Here is a 20,482-nt window from a genome sequence, read left to right as displayed (position 1 = left end):
GAGCATTAGAGATTGATGTTGCAAATAGTACTATTATTCCTACAGCAATTAATTGGGTCAAATTTTTCATAGTATTCAATTTTAGTTAAACATTAATTTTATATAACACATGATGAATAAATCAAATGCCGTGCCAAACTTATAATAATCATTAAAATATTATATGATATAAAATTTTATAATATCTTTATGTATATGGTACTTACTCCAACTACACAAATTCCATTAGGTTATGATGCTCCTAGATTTAAATTATTAAATCCTCTAATTGGTAGGGTGCAGTCATTAGGTCAGTTAAAGTCACAAAAAGCTACTGTAATTATCTTCATGTGTAATCATTGCCCTTATGTAGTTCATATATTAGATGTGTTAGTACAATTATCTAATGATTATTTAGCAAAATCTATCTCATTCATTGGAATAAATTCTAATGATATATTAAAGTATCCTGATGATTCGCCAGAAAAAATGGTGGAATTAGTTAAAAATAATAACATACCTTTTCCTTATCTTTTTGATGAAACACAGGAAGTTGCAAGGGCTTATCAGGCTGCGTGTACTCCGGATTTCAATATTTTTGATGCTAATATGAAATGTGTTTATCGTGGACAGTTTGATGATTCTCGCCCTGGTAATAATCACCCAGTTAATGGTTTAGATATAAAAAGAGTGTTGGGTTCTATTCTTAATGGTACACAAATAGATATTATACAAAAACCTTCATTAGGCTGTAACATCAAGTGGAAATAAATATGAGATATATTTTCTTGATTTTTTTTATCAGCTTAATTAGCTGTAGTCCCGAAGTTGAGGGTTGTATGGATTTAGCAGCTTGCAATTATAATTGTCAGGCTACAGAAAATTTAGATATATGTATATACCCAGAAAATGCATATGACTGCAATGGAAATCCTTCGGATTTTCGTGCACAATATTTAGGATTGTGGAGTTTTAAAGTTGACTGGTTTATGGCGAGTTTACATATTGGTGGGACTTCTGCGGGAACATACTTTTACTCTGATAGTATAATAGCAACGGATGTTACAAATCAATTATCTATATCATATAATTCAGAAGGACAAAAGTATTATTTAATTGTTGATGAAAATGGCAATTTAACATTAGATGTTAGTATGCAAAATATTGTAGATTTCGAAAGTTATTTTATTAATTCAGACAGTCTATATATGTATACAGAATGGGAATATAATGAGCTTGATGGAAATGCGTGGGGTTACAATGAATTTACAGCATCAAAACTAAATTAATTAGCTTTGCATAAATTGTGACAATAATAAATGGAAATGATGAACTCCTGTTTCCATTGATGGTGAAAATTTCCCTCTGTCATAAAATCTTGATTTTACACCCTTTTGAACATGCTCTACAATGGCTTCGTCTTCTTTTTCTACTTTATCAAGTTCTGCGCCTGCTCCAAAGTTCAATTTTGACTCATCCCATATATAGCTTAAAAATTTTACTTTTGTTTGTTCAGGTTTGATTGGTTTAATAATATTAATTGATAGTCCCCATGGATAAAAGTTAAACATAATATTAGGAAATAGCCAAAAATAATATGCTGCAATTTTTTTGCCATAATCAGTTGATTCTTTTGGTAATTCAAAACATATGTCATTTTCCTTACCTACTCCAATTTGTAAGTTTGAGAATGGGAATATTTCGGTGTTATATTCCGAGTAATTTAAATTCTGTGCAAGATCTTTGTGAACAAAGGGAATGTGAAAACCTTCTAAATAATTATCACAATATAGTGCCCAATTCGCATTGACAATATATTCCTTAGATCTTGATTTTGAAAATACAAATTTTTCTATTGGCATCCATCCAATACGCTGATCCATATCGTTGATCAGACTTTTAAAGCTTATAGATGGATTGATTGAGCTAAATATAAATTGTTTCCACGTTTCAGTTGGAATCATTTTTAAATTATCATCGTTGGATGGAAAATTTTCTACATTTTGAAACATTGGCATAAATTTAAATTTACCACAAGAATTAAACTGTCTTCCATGATATCTACATACGAATCCATTTTTTATATTTTTAGGTTTTTCCAATAATATATTGCCTCTATGGGTACACACATTTGAAAAAGACTGTATTTTTTTATTGTTGTTTACTATTATTAAGGGCTCGGGAATATAACCTTCCATAAATTCATATGGTATTGCATCTCCATCATCATTTATTTGAGTTTTGTCACCAACGAATTGCCAATTTTTAATAAAAATACTTTCTCTTAATTTAGTAAATTGCTCATCATCGAAATATAATTTTGAAGGAAATGTTTTAGCTTTTTTTATATTTTTTTCTACCATAGAAAATTATATTTTATTTTGTTTACAAATATAAATAAATAGAAATTAGTGATATTTCCTTATCTTTACCATAAGCAAATAAATTGAGAAATTATGAGAAAATTATTATTGTCGTTTTTGTTTTTAGGTTTTATAAATGTTTATTCTCAGGCCGAAATTGTTGGAGGTGAGGATTGTGATATTTCAGAATACCCCTGGCAAGCAGCTATTTATGCAGATGGTTATTTATGTGGCGCATCTGTAATTCATCAATATTGGGTAATTACTGCTGCTCATTGTGTTGAAGAGGGCAATCAAGTTTTTGATGCCGAAAGTATTACTATTGGTGTAGGTAGTAGTAATGAATATGCAGGCTTATTTAGTGCAGGAGGTGATGAGTATGAAGTGGCTGAGGTGATATCTCATCCAAATTATGGTGGAAATGGAAATGATATTGCTTTATTGCGTACAAAACAACCTATAGAATTTAATAATGATGTACAACCTATATCTCTTATTTGTCAGTCTCAAATCAACTCTGGAGCTCAAGAACCTGGTGTAATAACTACTGTTACTGGTTGGGGAAATACATCTCAAAATGGTCAAGGTTCTGATGTTCTGCAATTCATTGAAGTACCTATTATAGCTTATAATGACCCTGGGCTTTCATGGCAATTAAGCAATGGTGTTAATTCTAATACTGAAATTATTGCTGGAGCTATTGATGGTGGTATGGATTCTTGTCAAGGAGACAGTGGTGGTCCATTAGTAGTTAGGAATATAGAAGATACTGATTGGTTATTAGTTGGGATCACAAGTTGGGGGTTGGGCTGTGCACAAGACGGTAGGCCTGGTGTTTACACAAAAGTTTCTAATTATATAAATTGGATTAATACAAATACTGATGGATGTATTAATGCAAATATAAGTACGGCTTGTGATGCTTCAATAATAAATCCAGGATGTATGGATGAAATGGCGTGTAATTATGATCCGTCTGCTGAAACCAATACAGGATGTGTATATTCAAATGATCCTATTTATAATTGTGAGGGAGATTGTATTAACAATGCTGACGGAGACGGATTATGTGATGAAGAAGATAATTGCCCGGATAATATTAATACTAGTCAATCAGACAGTGATGGTGATGGGGTTGGTAATGCATGTGATAATTGCACTTCTATTTTTAACCCAGATCAGTCAGATTATGATGGAGATGGTCAAGGAGATGCATGTGATTCTGATGATGGTTTAGATTTAAATCAAAATTTCACAAATAGTTCTGTTATAGAAAGCTATGACATATATGGCAGGATAATTAACGCTCAAAAATCTAGTGGTTTCTCAATTAAAATTTATTCTGATGGTCAAGTTAAAAAAATATATGCGTTTTAATTTTTTAAAATTCAACAAATTGGTTTCTTAAAAAAAAATTAATAACTTATTCTAAAATAGAAATTGATTCATACACAATGAAAACATCAAAAAGAAGAAAAGCAATTGACTGTAAACTCCTTAAGGAGTCTACTTCTTATGAAGGTTATTTTAAATATATTGTTACAGTTGAAGATGTTGATGGAACTGTATCAAAACATCCAAGTTATGGTAAGGATATGCAAGATGCAATTAGAAGGTTAGTGAGGACCGAACATGCTGACAGGGTAGTGCAAGTAGTTGAAAAAAAACAGCATTTTTTTGTTTTTGGATTATTTGCTTTATGTGTCTTAATTCCTTTATTGGGAGTAGTTTTTAATCAAGAGAATGTTAATTGGTGGTTAATGTTACCTTTGTTTTCTATAATGATTATTTTTTTAGCATTCGAATTATTAGAGCGTTTTCGTTCAAAAAAAAAATGAACTTGATTAATCAATTTAATCTCATATTATTTTTGCCATTATTTATGCTTTGCCAAAATAATGTTTGTTTTCAAATTGAACAAAATCCAAACTCTGACATACAGGCAATTGCTCAGTTTTCAAAGTATATAAATGTTTTTAATTGTTTACATATTTATGCTGAATCATCTATTTCAGATGAAAAGGTTTTACATGTAGCTGCTATTGCAGCAGAATTATTGGATAATAATGAGGATGGAGTGGTAGATGATGATGATATAAAAAACGAATTACTTTCAAAGTATACTATTATGCCAGTATTTGCATTTGAGGGCTCTAGTGCTGAAGATCTACTTTTTGATAGTTTTGATGAATTAATGGATGACAATAATTTTTGTGCTGGTGCTGTTTTATATAATAATGAAATTGACCCTTCAAGTCCTGGTTTTTGGGGTTATGATGCAAGTGTGGAAGAAGTGCTTCATACTATTAATTCGTGTAGTCATATTGAAATTTATCCCGATGTCTTTGGGCTTGACCCAAATTTATCTCTGATGTCAGATGCTATGGATGTTGCTAGGGGAGGTCAATTCTTAACAATTCCAAGTAATTATCCTGAACAAAGTTGGTATCATTATGATGATTCGACATGTGATTATCAGTGCATGGCCATGGAGTATCTTTATTGGTGCATTGTTGCTAACATGGGATTACTTGATAATAATATGATATGCTCAGGAATATCTGATGAATGGGAGTTGTGTACTGCGGAAGAATTTGAGGCCACAGATGTTTTAATGCATGCTGTTATTACAAATCCAGAACACAAAATACCACAATTAGCACCAGATGGTAATTATTGTCCAAATAATAGTAGCTTATTAGAGAATGATTGGATTAGATCATTAATGAAAAAAATTGATATTCTTGGACGAGATTATAATACCAATAGTTTCTATTTAGAAATTTATGATGATGGTTCAATAGAAAAAAAATATAATTTAATTAAATAGTGTAATAAATTTTTTTTGAAAAAAATAGTTCCATTTATTGGCACCGTACTATTTCTTGACAAGTATATTTTAAGCATTATTTGCATAAATAAAAAAGCCTCATTGATGAGGCTTTAATTTTTTAGTTGCGGGGACAGGACTTGAACCTGCGACCTTTGGGTTATGAGCCCAACGAGCTACCAACTGCTCCACCCCGCAGGGCAAATATAACACATATTTTTTTAATGAAACAAATTAATGNNTCTATCGAAGTTCTTTATCTATATTTGTNCTAATTAATAANTTATATANATGCATAAAGCAGGNTTTGTTACAATNTTAGGAAANCCNAATGTTGGAAANTCNACTTTNATGAATGAACTNATGGGNGAAAGACTTTCTATAATTACNCANAAAGCACAAACNACNAGACACAGGATNNTAGGNGTTNTNAGNGANGAAGATTATCAAATTGTTTTTTCNGATACNCCAGGANTTATTAATCCTCATCATAATCTTCATGAAGCAATGATGAACTTTGTAAACAATTCTCTAGAAGATGCAGATGTTATATTATATATGGTTGATTGTAGTAAGGAAGATTTAAAAGACACTAAGTTTTTAGAAAAGATAAATTCCTTTGAAACCCCAATCATTTTACTTATTAATAAAATTGATTTAATTGATCAAGATGAAGTTAATTCTTTAATTAACTATTGGTCAAATAAAATACCTAAGGCTATGATTCTGCCCATATCTGCATTAAAAAAGTTTAATGTAGATAGAATAAAAGAAGAGATAATTGGTTTTTTGCCAAAAAGTCCTGCATATTTTCCTAAAGACACTCTTACNGATAAATCTGAAAGATTTATAGTTTCTGAAATTATAAGAGAAAAAATATTAGAAAGATATAAGCAGGAAATACCTTATTCAGTCGAAGTGGTAGTTGATTCCTTTAGAGAAAAAGGCAAGTTAATAGTTATTGATGCGACTATCTATGTTGAGCGAGAATCTCAAAAAGGGATTTTATTAGGTAAAAAGGGTGTTGCTATAAATGCAGTTGGTACTATAGCTAGAAAAACAATGCAAAATTTTTTCAAAAAAAAAATATTCTTAGGTTTATTTGTTAAAGTCGNTAAAGATTGGAGAAGTAAAAAGTCGCAATTAAAAAAGTTTGGATATAATTAAATAGAAAAATGAGTAATATAGTTGTTATAGTTGGAAGACCTAATGTTGGTAAATCGACTTTGTTTAATAGATTGATTCAAAAGAAGCAAGCTATAGTTGATAATGAAAGCGGTGTCACAAGAGATCGTCATTACGCAAGAACTGATTGGAATGGAATTAAATTTTCATTAGTTGATACCGGAGGATATACTCAGAATTCTGATGATACATTCGAAAAAGAGATAAAACGACATGTTAATTCTGCAATTGCAGAATCTAGCTTAATACTATTTTTAGTAGATGTTCAAACAGCAATAACAGACTTAGATCATTTTATTTCTAAGATGTTAAAGAAAGTTTCTAAGAAAGTTATTTTGGTTGTCAACAAGGTAGATGATGGATTACATTTAGCAGATGCTTCTATTTTTTATAAATTAGGATTTGGAGATTATTTTCCTATTTCATCAATTAGTGGTAGTGGNACAGGAGATTTGTTAGATGAAATGGTGACTCATCTAGATNATCATGAAGAAGACGAGGATAATAATACATTACCCAGAATTTCTGTTTCAGGCCGTCCTAATGTCGGTAAGTCATCATTAATAAATGCGCTGTTAGGGGAAGAGCAAAATATTGTTACAAATATTGCTGGTACTACTAGAGATGCAATTGACTCAAGATTCAATAAATTTGGACATGATTTAAATATTGTTGATACTGCTGGTATTCGAAAAAAAAATAAGGTTAACGAAGATATTGAGTATTATTCTGTTTTAAGGGCTATTAGGTCCATTGAAAATTCGGATGTTGTATTGTTATTAATTGATGCGAATAGAGGTTTTGAAGCCCAAGATCAAAAAATATTTGACTTAATTCAAAAAAACAATAAAGGGGTAGTATTGATAGTAAATAAATGGGATTTGGTTGATAAATCCAAAAATAACACCAAGGATTACTCTGAAGTAATAAAAGAAAAAATTGCTCCATTTGTAGATGTTAATATTTTATTTATCTCTGTAACAGAAAAACAACGAATTTTAAAGGTTATTGAAGAAGCAATGGCTGTCTACAAGAGAATTAATTTTAGAATTTCAACAGGTGAGTTGAACAGATATTTATTAGATGTTATTTCATCTACTCCACCACCATCAGTTAAAGGGAAATATGTAAAAATTAAATATATTACACAATTACCAAGTAAAAAGCCAACATTTGTATTTTTCTGTAATCTGCCGCAGTATGTTAAGGAGAGTTATAAGAGGTTTTTAGAAAACCGTATTAGATCTAAATATCATTTCACGGGGGTTCCAATTCAATTGTTTTTTAGAAAAAAATAAATTGTATATTTTTTTGAATAAAATATACTTATTTTAAGTTAAAATGGGATTTTATCTTTTCAACATAATTTAATTTTTCCCATGGAAATAGTTCAATTTTTTTATTGTTTAATTTCGAGGAAATAATTTGAGATTTTCTTCCCATGTGTCCATATGATGCAGTAGGTCTATAAATTGGATCTAATAAGTTAAATCTATTAGTGATTTCAGAAGGCGTAAGACTAAATATTTTATTTATTTCGAGACTAATTTCAGCGTCAGATAAGTGTATTTTTGAAGTACCATAAGTATTAATATATATACTAATCGGATTAGCAACTCCAATTGCGTAAGCAATTTGTACTAGAATTTCATCGGCCAATCCCGCTGCTACCATATTTTTAGCAATGTGTCTAGTGGCATAAGCAGCGGATCTATCAACTTTTGATGCGTCTTTTCCAGAAAAAGCACCTCCACCGTGGGCTCCTTTACCTCCATATGTATCTACAATAATTTTTCTTCCTGTTAATCCTGTGTCACCATGTGGACCACCAATTACAAATTTTCCAGTTGGGTTTATATGAATGTTAATGTCATTATTAAATAAACTTTGTGTTTTAATCGATAATCGATTTTTTACCCTAGGAATAACAATTTGCGTCATATCATTTTTAATAGTATTTAGCATTTCTGCTTCCTTGTCAAATGGGTCATGTTGAGTAGATATAACAATACTATCTATTCTTTTAGGTACATTTTTTTCAGTATATTCTATAGTTACTTGTGATTTAGCATCTGGTCTCAAATAATTAATTATGTGTGATTCAGTTTTTCTAATAAGGCTTAATTCTTCTAGTATCATATGAGAAAGGCTTAATGAAAGCGGCATATAGTTTTCAGACTCATTAGTTGCATAGCCAAACATAATCCCTTGGTCACCAGCTCCTTGTACTTTGTGTAGCCCTTGACTTTCTTCTACTCCTTGGTTAATGTCTGGTGATTGCTCATGAATATATATATCAATTTCACAGCTTTTAAAGTCAAATAAATACTCAGATTTAGTGTAGCCTATATCAGCAATGACTTCTCTTGCGATTTGTTCAATATTTACATCATTTAGTTTTGATTTTACTTCACCACTTATAATAACTTTGTTTGTAGTTACTAATGTCTCACAAGCTACTTTTGCATTTGGATCGGCAGATAAGTACTTGTCTAATATAGCATCCGAAATTTGATCAGCAATTTTATCAGGATGTCCTTCGGAGACAGATTCAGATGTAAAAAAATATGACATTTTTTAATTTATTATTTAAATTATTACTGCAAATTAAAACCTACTTTATGTAATATAACTGCACACATTTTATTTTGTATATAGTTTAGGCATTGTTGTCAAATATACAATTTTACTAATTTCATTATTTTATTAATTGTAAAAATTCATTCATAATATTGTTGTTGAATTTTTCAATTTTTTTATTAGCTAGCAATTTTCCTTTATTAACTATAATAATTCTATTACACATTGCTTCAATTTCTTGAATAATATGCGTAGATAATAAAATTGTTTTATCTCTACCAAGATTTTTAATAATATTACGAATTTCTATCAATTGTTGTGGGTCAAGTCCTGATGTTGGTTCATCTAAAACAATTACATCTGGATTGTGTATTAATGCTTGAGCAATTCCAACTCTTTGCTTAAAGCCTTTAGATAACGTGCTTATTTTTTGATTTTTCACTTTTTGTAAACCAGTGAGTTCCATAATAGGATTACAATTGTGATATTTTATTTTGTGTATATCACAGATAAATTCTAAAAACTCAATGACATACATGTCCTTATATAGAGGATTTTCTTCCGATAAATATCCAATTTTTGATTGCGTAAAAATTCGATTCGAAATAGTCTCTTTATCGCATATATATATATCCCCCGATGTTTGTGTATATAAACCAGTTATTGTCTTCATAATAGTGGATTTTCCAGCTCCATTAGGTCCCAAAATGCCAACAATATCACCTGGATTGGCTTCAAAGTTAATTTTTGAAATAATTGTCTGTTGACCAATTTTTTTTGATATGTTATTAACTTTTATACTCATAATATTATCTAATTTATAAATTTTAATTTGTTAATGTAGTTTTTATGCTTAATGAAGTTTAACTTTATTACAATGAAAGGCTTGGTGATAAAAACAACAGGAACATTATGTAAGGTTTTGTCAGATGAAAATTTGATTTTTGATTGTAAAATAAAAGGAAAAACAAGATTGCAAAAAATTGACTTTACTAATCCTATTGCTGTTGGTGATTATGTAGATTTTCAATTTAATAAAAAAAACAATATTGGTTTTATAGAACATATACATAAGCGTAAAAATTATATTATAAGAAAATCTGTTAATCTTTCCCACAGAAGTCAATTAATTGCATCTAATATTGATCTAGCATTATTAATAATTACTATTGACAATCCTGTAACTTCATTAAATTTCATTGATAGATTCTTAGTACAATCTGCAGCTTATGGGATTGAGTCGAAATTAGTGTTCAATAAAATTGATTTAATTAATAAATCAACAAATAATAAATTAGAATTTTATCAAAAAATTTATAAAGAGATAGGATATGAAGTTATATCTTCATCAGTTCCGCAAAAAAAAAATATAAAGAAAATCAAGAACCTACTAAAAAATAAAGTAACAGTTTTGACAGGTCATTCTGGAGTTGGTAAAAGTAGTCTGGTAAATTTAATTGAACCAAAATTGGATTTGAAAACAAAGACCATTTCTAATTATCATAAACAGGGGGTTCATACCACAACATATGCTGAGATGTATCCTTTATCGTTTGGTGGTTTTATTATTGATACTCCTGGAATTAAAGGTTTAGGCCTAATTGATATTGATATGAATCAATTGTCAAAATACTTCCCAGAAATGTTATTACATAGTCAGCATTGTAAATTTAAAAATTGTATTCACGTCAATGAACCTTACTGTGGAGTATTAAATGCATTAAATAAAAAGGAAATAGTACAATCAAGATATGATAGTTATTTGTCGATGTTAGATAAAAATACTAATTATAGAAAAAATAATTATAAATAATTATGAGACTGGTTATTCAAAGAGTTAAAAGTGCATCTCTAAGTGTAGAAAATAATTATTCAACACGAATTAATGAGGGTTTAATTTGTTATGTTGCATTTTCTAGTACTGATTCAACTTCAGATTATGAATGGTCTATTAATAAATTATCTAAAATGAAGATTTTTAAAAACAACATGTCTTTAATTGAGAAAAGTGGAGAATTATTAATTGTGAGTCAATTTACTTTATTTGCTAGTTTGAAGAAAGGAAATAGACCGTCATTTAGTAAAGCAGCAAATCCTGCTTTAGCAAAAAAATTATATAATGATTTTCTTACTTTGTGTACTGAAAAATTAAATACTACTAATATTAAAACAGGTATTTTTGGAGCCCATATGCTAGTCGAATCTATTAATGATGGTCCGTTTACTTTAAGTTTAGATACTAAACAAAGAGAATAATTTAATAAGTATTGTCTTGATAATTATAAATTATTTTAATTTTTTTGGATAGTGAAATCCCACCAGGATTGATACCTGGTTCATTTTCAGGAATTATTTTATTTAGTTTCTCAAAATAATCCTTCCACACATCTAATGTTTGACCTTTGAATTTATATGTCATTGGTTGTAGTTCAAAAAATTCTTCGTTATTATTAGAAATTAAAAACATCTCATATATTAGTTCTGAACAATAGTATTTTCCATTATCAATTTTAAATTCCTCATCATACTCTAAATTTATGAGACTCATTCCATGTTTTAAGCTGTTGGGTATTAGGTTTTGATATTTTTTTTGTAATCTTCCGACAACTACTTTTGGTTGTTTTTTTTTGTTTAAACTTCGATTGAGAAACTCATCTAATTTGACTGTATCAACACCATCAAAAGCTTCTAATACATAATCTTCATTATTTATATTGGTGTAAATGCCAATATGAGAAAATTTCATATCACTAAAGCCAATTGTTACCTTTTCTATGCCTTCACATAGTGGACTAGAATCTAGGTCTTGAAATAAGAGGTCACCATTTTGAATGTTAAACTTTTCTGTTTTTATACAGCTGATAGTTGTTGTTAGAATGATAATTAAAAAAGAAAAAATATTACTCAGTTTCCGCAAGAATGGTAATTTTATTATTGAACATTTCAATACTGCCTCCAAGAATATCAACAAATTGTTCTTTTTTGTTTATATCAGTTACTTTTATTGTCCCTTTATCTAATATAGAAATAATAGGTGCGTGATTATTTAGCATTTCAAACTTCCCGTTTTTTCCCGGTACAATTACTGATTTAGCTTCTATAGACAAGATTTTTTTTTCTAATGTTAATATTTCTATATTCATTATTTTGCGTCTTTGATCATCTTTTCACCTTTTTCAATTGCCTCTTCAATTGTTCCTACTAAATTAAACGCTGCTTCAGGAAGATGATCTAATTCTCCATCCATTATCATATTAAAACCTTTTATAGTATCTTCTATACTAACTAATACACCAGGTATACCAGTAAATTGTTCTGCCACATGAAAAGGTTGTGATAAAAATCTTGCAACTCTTCTTGCTCTATGTACAGTAGATTTATCGTCTTCTGATAATTCATCCATACCTAGAATTGCAATAATATCTTGTAGCTCTTTATATCTTTGTAGAATTTCTTTTACTCTTTGTGCACAATTGTAATGTTCGTCACCTAATACTTCAGGATTTAATATTCTAGAAGTTGAATCTAATGGGTCGACAGCTGGGTAAATACCCAGTTCTGCAATCTTTCGTGATAACACTGTTGTAGCATCTAAATGTGCAAAGGTGGTAGCTGGTGCAGGGTCTGTTAAATCATCTGCAGGAACGTAAACGGCTTGTACAGATGTTATGGATCCCTTTTTAGTTGATGTAATACGTTCTTGCATTGCTCCCATCTCAGAAGCGAGTGTTGGTTGGTATCCTACTGCAGAAGGCATTCTACCTAGTAAAGCTGACACTTCAGATCCGGCTTGTGTAAATCTAAATATATTGTCTATAAAAAATAATATATCTTTCCCATCTTTTTCACCATCACCATCACCATCAGCACCTCCGTCTCTAAAGTACTCTGCAAGTGTCAGTCCAGATAATGCTACTCTTGCTCTTGCACCTGGAGGTTCATTCATTTGTCCAAATACCAAAGTGGCTTGCGATTTTTTTAATTCATTTTTGTCTACTTTACTTAGATCCCATTTACCTTCTTCTAGGGCTTTTTCAAAAGCCTCTCCATATTTAATTACTCCAGATTCAATCATTTCTCTCAGCAGGTCATTTCCCTCTCTTGTTCTCTCACCGACACCTGCAAAAACAGATAGTCCGTCATGCCCTTTAGCAATATTGTTTATCAGTTCCATAATTAAAACTGTTTTTCCAACACCAGCACCTCCAAACAAACCAATTTTACCTCCTTTGGCATATGGTTCAATTAGATCAATCACCTTAATTCCCGTAAATAGTACTTCAGTGCTAGTAGATAGGTCTGCAAAATCTGGTGCAGGTCTGTGGATTGGGTACCCACCATCTTTTGTGACAGTCCCGATTCCATCGATAGCATCTCCAACAACATTAAATAATCTCCCTTTTATGTCGTCACCAATTGGCATTAGAATAGGGTTGCCTGTAGATTTAACCTGAAGACCTCTTTTTAAACCATCAGTAGAGTCCATTGCAACTGCACGGATAGTATTTTCTCCTATGTGTTGTTGACACTCTACTATTACTTTCTCATTGTTGTCTTTTATAATTTCCAAAGCATCGTATATTTTTGGTAATTCTTGGCCTGATTTTTCAAAAATTATATCAATTACTGGACCTATGATTTGTGATATTTTTCCTATGTTTTCTGACATTATAAGTGTTTTATGTAGTTCAAAATAAGTGAAATTAAATTGACCCAAAAATACCTATTTATATTTAAATACCTATAGTAAAAATGTAATTTATTTTACTAATTTTGACTATATAAATTATTCAATTTAAATCTTTCATGAAAATACACTATGGTGTTGATTCATTTCCAAAACTATCTCGTGCAGTAATTACAACTGGCACTTTTGACGGTGTTCATTTAGGTCATAAACAATTATTGAGTCAGTTAGTTAATTTAGGTAAAACAAATAAAGCCGAAACTGTTTTATTAACTTTTTCACCGCATCCTAGAATTTTTCTTTATCCAGATAATGAATTAAAACTAATTAATACAGCCGAAGAAAATATTAAATTATTTGAAACCTATGGAGTTGACCATTTGATTTTTCAAAATTTTAACAAAAGTTTTTCTAGGATGTCATCATTAGAATATATTAGAGATGTTTTAATTAAAAAAATTGGCTTAAAATATATGGTTATTGGATATAATCACCACTTTGGAAGAAATAGAGAAGGTTCTGTTGACAACTTAAATGAGTTGTCAGAATTATACAATTTTGAAATTCATTCTGTTGGTCCATGTCTTTTAAATAATAAATCAATTAGTTCTACTAAAATAAGGGATAGTATTAGTAAGGGTAATATGATTTTAGCCAATAGTTACTTAGGTTACACTTTTAGTTTATCTGGAGTTATAGTAAAGGGAAAGGGAATAGGACGAGACCTTGGTTTTCCAACGGCTAATATAAGTGTCAAAAATAAAAATAAAATAATTCCATCTGACGGTGTTTATGCAGTAAATATTATTTATGACAAAAAAAAATTTAAAGGCATGCTTAATATTGGTAAAAATCCCACTTTTGCTAATTTAACTTCTTCTATTGAAGTTCATATATTTGATTTTAATAAAGATATATATGGTCAGTACATTTCTGTTGAGTTTGTAAGGCGAATTAGGAACGAAATAAGATTTTCAAGTGTTGAGGATTTAAAAAAACAGCTTCATGCAGATAAAATCGCTACTATTAATACTTTATTATAATATAAATAGAGGGCGTTAATAGTTTATTTATTTTGCCCTCTATTTACAGGTCTTAATTATTATTGAATAATAATATTTTCTTGAAATATTTTATTTTTAGTTTTTATTTTTACAATATAATTACCAGCTCCCCAATCAGATGTATTTATTTCTTTATCATTATATTGGTCAAGTATTATTGTTCCCTTAATGTCTAAAATTGAAATTTGTTCAATTATTGAATTAGAATGAATCTGAAGATAATTAATTGCTGGATTAGGGTAAATATTGATAAAAATATTTTCTTCATTTAATGATATTGGTGTAAGGTCACATTCATCTCCTTCACCATCTCCGTCACTATCTTGTTGGTCGGGGTTATAAACGGTTAGGCAATTATCACATGAGTTTCCTACGCCATCTCCATCACTATCAGATTGACTAAAATTACTGTCTTCAGGACAGTTGTCAATGCCATCACAGTAACTATCGCCATCAGTGTCACCTAGTATACAATCTCCGTCACAGTCAATGTAGAGATCATCAGGATAATTACAGGATCCATCATCAGCATTTGCATTAGAGTTAAAATTTGTTGCAAATTCACATGTGCAGCCATAAATAAAGTAATTAATATCAAAGCAATTATCAAATAAATCTTGAGCCATTATATCTGCTTCTTTCATTGCTTCTACAGATGATAAAGGTCCGCTTTCCCCTCTTGCCCATACAACTCCAACCGTGATATAATTTACGGCTCCTGGATCTAAAGTAAAAGGCCCTGCAGATTGTAAAAATCTTCTATCAGATGGCATGTTGCCTGCAGTTGTTTCATCCCAATCTGTATCAAAATTGGGATCGGTGTCGCCAGGGAACATAAAATCACATTCAGGGTTATTTGTGTCTCCTCCATTTCCGCCATATGTCATTGGTTGACCATTGGTCCATACTCCTCTCAGATAATTATAATAGTCCATGTCTAAAGCGGGATCATTATTCCAGTCGTTCCCATCAGTATCCCAAGCAGCATTGTTATAATAAACAAATTTTGACATAATTATTTGTTCTCCTAGTTCATCAATTTCTCCATCGCGGTCATTATCTATTCCATCCTTTGCATCTGCGAGTGGTCCTTTGAAAAAGTCTACTCCAATTGCAGGAGGGTTTATGCCATAACCAGCACTTCCTTGTAATCCATCATCATCATCATCTCCATTATAACAATATCCAAGTCCTAAATTAACATCGCATCCGACATAATCGTCTTCATAATTACCTATATCTGGGTCAACCCATTGGCCAAAATATGTGTCATTCAGTGTTTCATTTGAACGGTTAATTATTTTATAATTATAAAAAGTCATATCAGATAATGCGTCATTAGTTTTATATGCGAAAGCTTGGGCTTGTATTTCTAATCCAATCGGTGTTCCACCAGTTTCGCCGTGAAAATTTCCTGCATCATTAAATACCCACCAAATACTTTGATCGCCAAACAAATAATCTTCTTCAGCGCAATTTCCAACCGCATCTAAATCATATCCAGGATAGTCAGAATTGTTATACTCTCCATCTCCATCAACATCAATGAATGGAGCTAAGTATTCACTTGTTCCGTCAAAGGAAAAATGACTAGCTGGCCAATTTGTAATAACATCAGGCGTAGTATAATCAGGGAAAGAAATGTTTGCATCACAATTAACATCATTGACACAATCCATATAAGTTACATATGCTTCTACTTCATTTTTAGAAATTACCCAATGTTGATTGTAGTTGTTACAGTCATCAAACGTAATTGATCCATATTCTGTACTTTCAGTATCGGCATTTAAAGGACCGGGATAAAAATCACTTCCGGTTTGACGATATGTCATGGCAGCAATTTTTAAATTATTTTGATTGTCCATACCACCAATCCATAAAGATCCTGCAAATAATGAGTGAACTCCCTCATCTTTGGGGATTTCATATCTTGCTTCACTTAGGTTCCACCACATATCACCACCACCTAAAATATTAGCTCTCACATTTCCAATATTTAATTCGGCTTCAGATGAAGGGTCTAAGCATCCTCCCCCTAGCATTCGTTTATGAGCATCATTGTTAGTATTTGTGTATGAATTATTTTCTTTTGCTTGAATATTTATAAAACAAGATAGTATAAGAATAATTGTAAAGTTTTTCATTTTATTAATAGTATTATTAAGAGGCATAATAAATATAATTAGAAATTATCAATATTCAAGCTTACTTTATTAACATGTTGCTTATTTTTTTCTTTAAAAGCTCAAATCTTTTATTATTGCTTCCTTCAACGGTTATAAAATCCATTCCATTTTCTTTCAATTCTTTTTTATAGTAATTAAATATTTGATCTCTTTTTTTTGGATCTTCTCTTAATGGGTCAAATACCCATTCAAAATCTGGTTTACATAAAACATATAGAGCTTGATGGTCTTGATTATTTAAAATAAAAGGATCGCATTTAGAAAATTTAATAATACTCCATAATTTAATTACTTGTAAGTTAGTGTCACAAATTAAAAAATCATTATTTGAGTATTGTTTTTCCAAATTTAATTGGCCTTGAGCAATTTTTTTCAAGTCTGAGTAATTATATAATCTGCCTAAATTATTTAGGTACTGTCTTGCATATTCTTTTACCCAAATAAGGCCGAAGTGTTTTGCGATTTGTTTGCTTAATTGAGTTTTACCAGAACATTCTGGGCCAGTAAAAATAATTTTTTTCATGTAAGATCTTTTTTCCATGTCAAAAATCCATATGTTGCAAAACCAATATAGCAGAAAAACAAAAAGCTAAAAAAGTATTCTCCAGTATTTAAATAAAATATACCACTTATTATATCAATAGCTATAAAGTATAACCAGGATTCAATAATTTTTTTACCAGTCATATACATTGGTATTAAATTAAAAGTGAACATTAAAGAGTCTAGAAAAGGATAGCTACTTATATTAAGTTTTTTTAAGAATAGACTTAGTATTAATGTAAATATGAAACCAAATAGCAACCAAAAAAGATGTTGTCTAATTGTCCATTTTGATACTTTTAACGGCAAATTGTTTTTTGTATTTTTCCACTGATACCAGCCGTAAAAAGCAGTCCCAATAAAAAAAAACTGCATACTAACCTGTAAAGGAAGATTAATTTGATTGTATGCAAATATATTGCATAATGAAGCCGCAAATAATGCAGCCCAACATAATATGTTTTGTTTTATTGAGAATACAACATATACGATGCTCAGTACAACACCTAAAAACTGAAATATGTTGTCAATCAAATAGCTATATATTTCAATCATTTTTTTATAGTTGCAATTGTTATAAAATAATTGTCAATTTTTTGACAGTTTACATTGTATTTAATTAAAATATCTTTTTTTACAAAGGTCGCTTTTATATTGTTTTTGTTTATATTATTAATAATAATATTTTCTTTAAAAGAACACGTGCTACCGTTTAAGGTTTTATATATTGCTTCTTTTGTACACCAAACAAAATGTATATTGTCATTTTTATTTTTTGTAATATTTTTTTCCATCAAATTGAGAAAACGATTACTTATCTCGTGTATATTTTCTTTTTTGAATTGAATGTCTAACCCAACTGGTTGATTGCTTGTTACAACACCGCAATAATTTTTTGAATGACTTATGGAAATGTTTTGAAATGTATTGCAATATGGGGCACCATGTGGCATGTATAACAATTCTTCTTTTTTTTTAGATAATTTATTTAATAAAATTCTGCTAGCGATATTTTGTTTTTTGCGCTGAATATTTTTGTAATATTTAATTGTTTCAAGTTCTTTATTTGTCGGCTTAAGAATTTTTATAAGATCCTCTAGGCTCTCATTAATAGACCACAAGGCAATATTATAATTTTTAGTTTCTTCTAATTTAATTATTGGCATAAATATTTCTAATAATAAAGATTATAAAATTTAAATATGTATTAACTTTGTACTCACGCAAATTATGAAAACAATTAATGTAAATTATGAAAACAAAATTACAACATATGAATTACAAAATTAAAGATATTTCTTTAGCAGAATGGGGAAGAAAAGAGATTAAGTTAGCAGAAGCAGAAATGCCGGGATTAATGATGCTTAGAAAAAAATATCAATCTGAAAAGCCATTAAAGGGTGCTAGAATCGCTGGTTGTCTTCATATGACAATACAAACTGCTGTATTAATTGAAACGCTCATAGATCTTGGTGCTGAAGTATCATGGTCATCATGTAATATTTTTTCTACCCAGGATCATGCTGCTGCCGCTATAGCTCAAGCTAATGTTCCTGTTTTTGCTTGGAAGGGAATGACGGAAGATGATTTTGATTGGTGTATAGAGCAAACAATATTTGCATTTAAGGACAAAAAACCTTTAAATATGATTCTTGATGATGGGGGAGATTTGACTAATATGGTTTTAGATCAATATCCAGAACTTGTCAGTAATATTAATGGTTTAAGTGAGGAAACTACTACTGGGGTACTAAGGTTGTATCAAAGAGAAAAAAACAACACATTGCCAATCCCAGCTATTAACGTTAATGACTCAGTTACAAAATCTAAATTCGATAATAAGTATGGTTGTCGTGAATCAGCTGTTGACTCAATTAGAAGAGCTACAGATATTATGTTAGCTGGTAAGGTCGCTACAGTTGCCGGTTATGGCGATGTGGGTAAAGGAACAGTTGCGTCACTCGTAGGTGGGGGAGCAAGAGTAATTGTCACAGAAATTGACCCTATATGTGCCCTTCAAGCATCAATGGATGGTTTCCCAGTAATAAAAATGATTGATGCAGTTAAGAAAAGTGATATTATTATAACTGCTACTGGTAATAAAAACGTAGTTTCTCAAGAGCATTTTGAACTAATGAGAGATAAAGCTATTGTTTGTAATATTGGTCATTTTGATAATGAAATAGATGTTGCTTGGTTAAATGCAAATGCTGTTAAAGAACAAATAAAACCACAGGTTGATTTGTATACTTTGGATAATGGTAAGCAAATTATTTTATTGGCTGAAGGTAGGTTGGTTAATTTGGGTTGTGCAACTGGTCACCCTTCATTCGTAATGTCTAATTCATTTACAAATCAAGTGCTAGCGCAAATAGAATTATGGAAAAATGTTGAGTCGTATGAAAATAAGGTTTATGTGTTACCAAAACATTTGGATGAGCTAGTTGCTAGACTTCATCTTGAGAAGCTAGATGTAGAGTTAGAAGAGTTAACAGATGAGCAGGCGAAATATATTAGTGTTTCGAAAACGGGACCTTTTAAGCCTGACACTTATAGATATTAATTGGTAATATATAGTATTTCTCCATCAAAAAAGGTATTGTATTTTTTTAAAGCTTGATTTGCAGGGCCCTCAGTCACGGATCCGTCTGTAATAATAAATTGTGAATTGCAACAGTTACAGGTTAAAATAGGATCATTGGTGTACTGACCAGAAACTATACACTCAGAGTTAACTTCAAATGTACACGATCGATCATATGCAATAAAATCATCCATTCCTTGTACGATGATAACTCCACCTAAACCGCCATTTAAATACTCATAACCCCACAAATTGCCATACATATTATTGTATTGAGGCATTGTCACAGGGATTGTAATATTTACATCAACATTAGGAAAGTTATAGTCATTACTGCAACCTATTATTATAATTGATAGGAAAGCGAATAATTTGTGGTTTGAAAGATTATTTATTAACATATGATATAAATATACTTATTATAAATAATTATATTTTGTAAATCTGTTATTTTCTTATATATTTGGTGCATTAAAAA

Annotated in this window: 22 protein-coding genes and 1 tRNA gene; 11 read left to right on the top strand and 12 right to left on the bottom strand. The window is 30.2% G+C overall.

The window, feature by feature from the left end; all coding sequences use genetic code 11:
• The first annotated feature begins 195 nt into the window (after positions 1 to 195).
• Positions 196 to 750: a thioredoxin family protein gene (locus tag CBD51_003560; protein RPG59302.1), complete on the top strand. Its 555-nt coding sequence runs from the start codon at positions 196 to 198 to the stop codon at positions 748 to 750.
• 2 nt (positions 751 to 752) lie between these two features.
• Complete coding sequence (locus CBD51_003555; GenBank protein RPG59301.1) at positions 753 to 1,268, top strand: hypothetical protein; 516 nt, start codon at positions 753 to 755, stop codon at positions 1,266 to 1,268.
• Here the strand turns inward: CBD51_003555 and CBD51_003550 are convergent, their stop codons facing one another.
• Complete coding sequence (locus CBD51_003550; GenBank protein RPG59300.1) at positions 1,269 to 2,342, bottom strand: aromatic ring-hydroxylating dioxygenase subunit alpha; 1,074 nt, start codon at positions 2,340 to 2,342, stop codon at positions 1,269 to 1,271.
• Positions 2,343 to 2,435: 93 nt separating this feature from the next.
• On the opposite strand from CBD51_003550, the gene CBD51_003545 reads away from it, so the two are divergent.
• The 3 genes from CBD51_003545 to CBD51_003535 all read left to right on the top strand — a co-directional run bounded on the left by CBD51_003545 (position 2,436) and on the right by CBD51_003535 (position 5,172).
• The gene (locus tag CBD51_003545) at positions 2,436 to 3,719 is read left to right on the top strand and encodes a serine protease (GenBank protein ID RPG59299.1); all 1,284 of its coding nucleotides are present in this window, start codon (positions 2,436 to 2,438) and stop codon (positions 3,717 to 3,719) included.
• Positions 3,720 to 3,796: 77 nt separating this feature from the next.
• Positions 3,797 to 4,180, top strand: coding sequence for a hypothetical protein (locus CBD51_003540; GenBank protein ID RPG59298.1), 384 nt, complete (start codon positions 3,797 to 3,799; stop codon positions 4,178 to 4,180).
• Positions 4,177 to 5,172 carry a hypothetical protein gene (locus tag CBD51_003535; GenBank protein RPG59297.1) on the top strand — a complete coding sequence of 332 codons (996 nt, stop codon included), beginning with the start codon at positions 4,177 to 4,179 and terminating at the stop codon, positions 5,170 to 5,172. The genes CBD51_003540 and CBD51_003535 overlap by 4 nt, the downstream gene beginning before the upstream one ends.
• A gap of 122 nt (positions 5,173 to 5,294) precedes the next feature.
• Here CBD51_003535 and CBD51_003530 read toward each other — a convergent pair.
• Positions 5,295 to 5,370, bottom strand: a tRNA-Met gene (locus tag CBD51_003530).
• A gap of 93 nt (positions 5,371 to 5,463) precedes the next feature.
• Here CBD51_003530 and CBD51_003525 point away from each other — a divergent pair.
• Both CBD51_003525 and CBD51_003520 read left to right on the top strand, forming a co-directional pair.
• The gene (locus CBD51_003525) at positions 5,464 to 6,339 is read left to right on the top strand and encodes a GTPase Era (protein RPG59296.1); all 876 of its coding nucleotides are present in this window, start codon (positions 5,464 to 5,466) and stop codon (positions 6,337 to 6,339) included.
• An 8-nt stretch (positions 6,340 to 6,347) separates the two neighbouring features.
• Positions 6,348 to 7,655, top strand: coding sequence for a ribosome biogenesis GTPase Der (locus tag CBD51_003520; GenBank protein RPG59295.1), 1,308 nt, complete (start codon positions 6,348 to 6,350; stop codon positions 7,653 to 7,655).
• A 28-nt stretch (positions 7,656 to 7,683) separates the two neighbouring features.
• Here the strand turns inward: CBD51_003520 and CBD51_003515 are convergent, their stop codons facing one another.
• Both CBD51_003515 and CBD51_003510 read right to left on the bottom strand, forming a co-directional pair.
• Entirely contained in the window at positions 7,684 to 8,931 is a 1,248-nt protein-coding gene (locus CBD51_003515; protein RPG59294.1) for a methionine adenosyltransferase, read from the bottom strand.
• Between the two features lie 124 nt (positions 8,932 to 9,055).
• The gene (locus CBD51_003510) at positions 9,056 to 9,742 is read right to left on the bottom strand and encodes an ATP-binding cassette domain-containing protein (GenBank protein ID RPG59293.1); all 687 of its coding nucleotides are present in this window, start codon (positions 9,740 to 9,742) and stop codon (positions 9,056 to 9,058) included.
• Between the two features lie 72 nt (positions 9,743 to 9,814).
• Here CBD51_003510 and rsgA point away from each other — a divergent pair, with 72 nt between their 5' ends.
• Together rsgA and CBD51_003500 are read left to right on the top strand one after the other, a co-directional pair.
• A complete protein-coding gene (rsgA, locus tag CBD51_003505) occupies positions 9,815 to 10,750 on the top strand; it encodes a ribosome small subunit-dependent GTPase A (GenBank protein RPG59292.1) in 936 nt (311 codons plus the stop codon).
• A 2-nt stretch (positions 10,751 to 10,752) separates the two neighbouring features.
• Positions 10,753 to 11,193, top strand: coding sequence for a D-tyrosyl-tRNA(Tyr) deacylase (locus CBD51_003500; protein RPG59291.1), 441 nt, complete (start codon positions 10,753 to 10,755; stop codon positions 11,191 to 11,193).
• A 1-nt stretch (position 11,194) separates the two neighbouring features.
• On the opposite strand, the gene CBD51_003495 is transcribed toward CBD51_003500, so the two are convergent.
• Genes CBD51_003495 through CBD51_003485 form a run of 3 tightly spaced genes read right to left on the bottom strand, consistent with a single transcriptional unit; the run spans position 11,195 to position 13,606 of the window.
• Positions 11,195 to 11,908 (bottom strand): hypothetical protein, encoded by a 714-nt coding sequence (locus CBD51_003495; GenBank protein RPG59290.1) that lies wholly within the window; start codon positions 11,906 to 11,908, stop codon positions 11,195 to 11,197.
• A complete protein-coding gene (atpC, locus tag CBD51_003490; GenBank protein RPG59289.1) occupies positions 11,838 to 12,080 on the bottom strand; it encodes an ATP synthase F1 subunit epsilon in 243 nt (80 codons plus the stop codon). The genes CBD51_003495 and atpC overlap by 71 nt, the downstream gene beginning before the upstream one ends.
• A complete protein-coding gene (locus tag CBD51_003485) occupies positions 12,080 to 13,606 on the bottom strand; it encodes a F0F1 ATP synthase subunit beta (GenBank protein RPG59288.1) in 1,527 nt (508 codons plus the stop codon). Before CBD51_003485 ends, atpC begins: the two co-directional genes overlap by 1 nt.
• Positions 13,607 to 13,743: 137 nt before the next feature.
• Between CBD51_003485 and CBD51_003480 the strand changes: the two genes are divergently transcribed.
• Positions 13,744 to 14,667, top strand: a complete 924-nt coding sequence (locus CBD51_003480) for a bifunctional riboflavin kinase/FAD synthetase (GenBank protein ID RPG59287.1) — start codon at positions 13,744 to 13,746, stop codon at positions 14,665 to 14,667.
• A 59-nt stretch (positions 14,668 to 14,726) separates the two neighbouring features.
• On the opposite strand, the gene CBD51_003475 is transcribed toward CBD51_003480, so the two are convergent.
• From CBD51_003475 to CBD51_003460, 4 genes are all read right to left on the bottom strand, one after another.
• Entirely contained in the window at positions 14,727 to 16,835 is a 2,109-nt protein-coding gene (locus CBD51_003475) for a T9SS C-terminal target domain-containing protein (protein ID RPG59286.1), read from the bottom strand.
• Between the two features lie 61 nt (positions 16,836 to 16,896).
• Positions 16,897 to 17,418, bottom strand: coding sequence for an ATPase (locus CBD51_003470; protein ID RPG59285.1), 522 nt, complete (start codon positions 17,416 to 17,418; stop codon positions 16,897 to 16,899).
• On the bottom strand, positions 17,397 to 17,975 hold the full coding sequence (locus tag CBD51_003465; protein RPG59284.1) for a hypothetical protein: 579 nt from the start codon (positions 17,973 to 17,975) through the stop codon (positions 17,397 to 17,399). The genes CBD51_003470 and CBD51_003465 overlap by 22 nt, the downstream gene beginning before the upstream one ends.
• On the bottom strand, positions 17,972 to 18,586 hold the full coding sequence (locus tag CBD51_003460) for a 4'-phosphopantetheinyl transferase superfamily protein (protein RPG59283.1): 615 nt from the start codon (positions 18,584 to 18,586) through the stop codon (positions 17,972 to 17,974). Before CBD51_003460 ends, CBD51_003465 begins: the two co-directional genes overlap by 4 nt.
• Positions 18,587 to 18,672: 86 nt before the next feature.
• Between CBD51_003460 and CBD51_003455 the strand changes: the two genes are divergently transcribed.
• Positions 18,673 to 19,983 (top strand): adenosylhomocysteinase, encoded by a 1,311-nt coding sequence (locus tag CBD51_003455; GenBank protein RPG59282.1) that lies wholly within the window; start codon positions 18,673 to 18,675, stop codon positions 19,981 to 19,983.
• Here the strand turns inward: CBD51_003455 and CBD51_003450 are convergent.
• Positions 19,980 to 20,405 (bottom strand): hypothetical protein, encoded by a 426-nt coding sequence (locus tag CBD51_003450; GenBank protein RPG59281.1) that lies wholly within the window; start codon positions 20,403 to 20,405, stop codon positions 19,980 to 19,982. The genes CBD51_003455 and CBD51_003450 overlap by 4 nt on opposite strands.
• Positions 20,406 to 20,482: the final 77 nt, after the last annotated feature.

Source organism: Flavobacteriales bacterium TMED191 (assembly GCA_002171975.2).
Classification (GTDB): Bacteria; Bacteroidota; Bacteroidia; order Flavobacteriales; family TMED113.
Note: the sequence above shows the minus strand (reverse complement) of the source record. Positions and strands in the feature narration are given on the sequence as shown.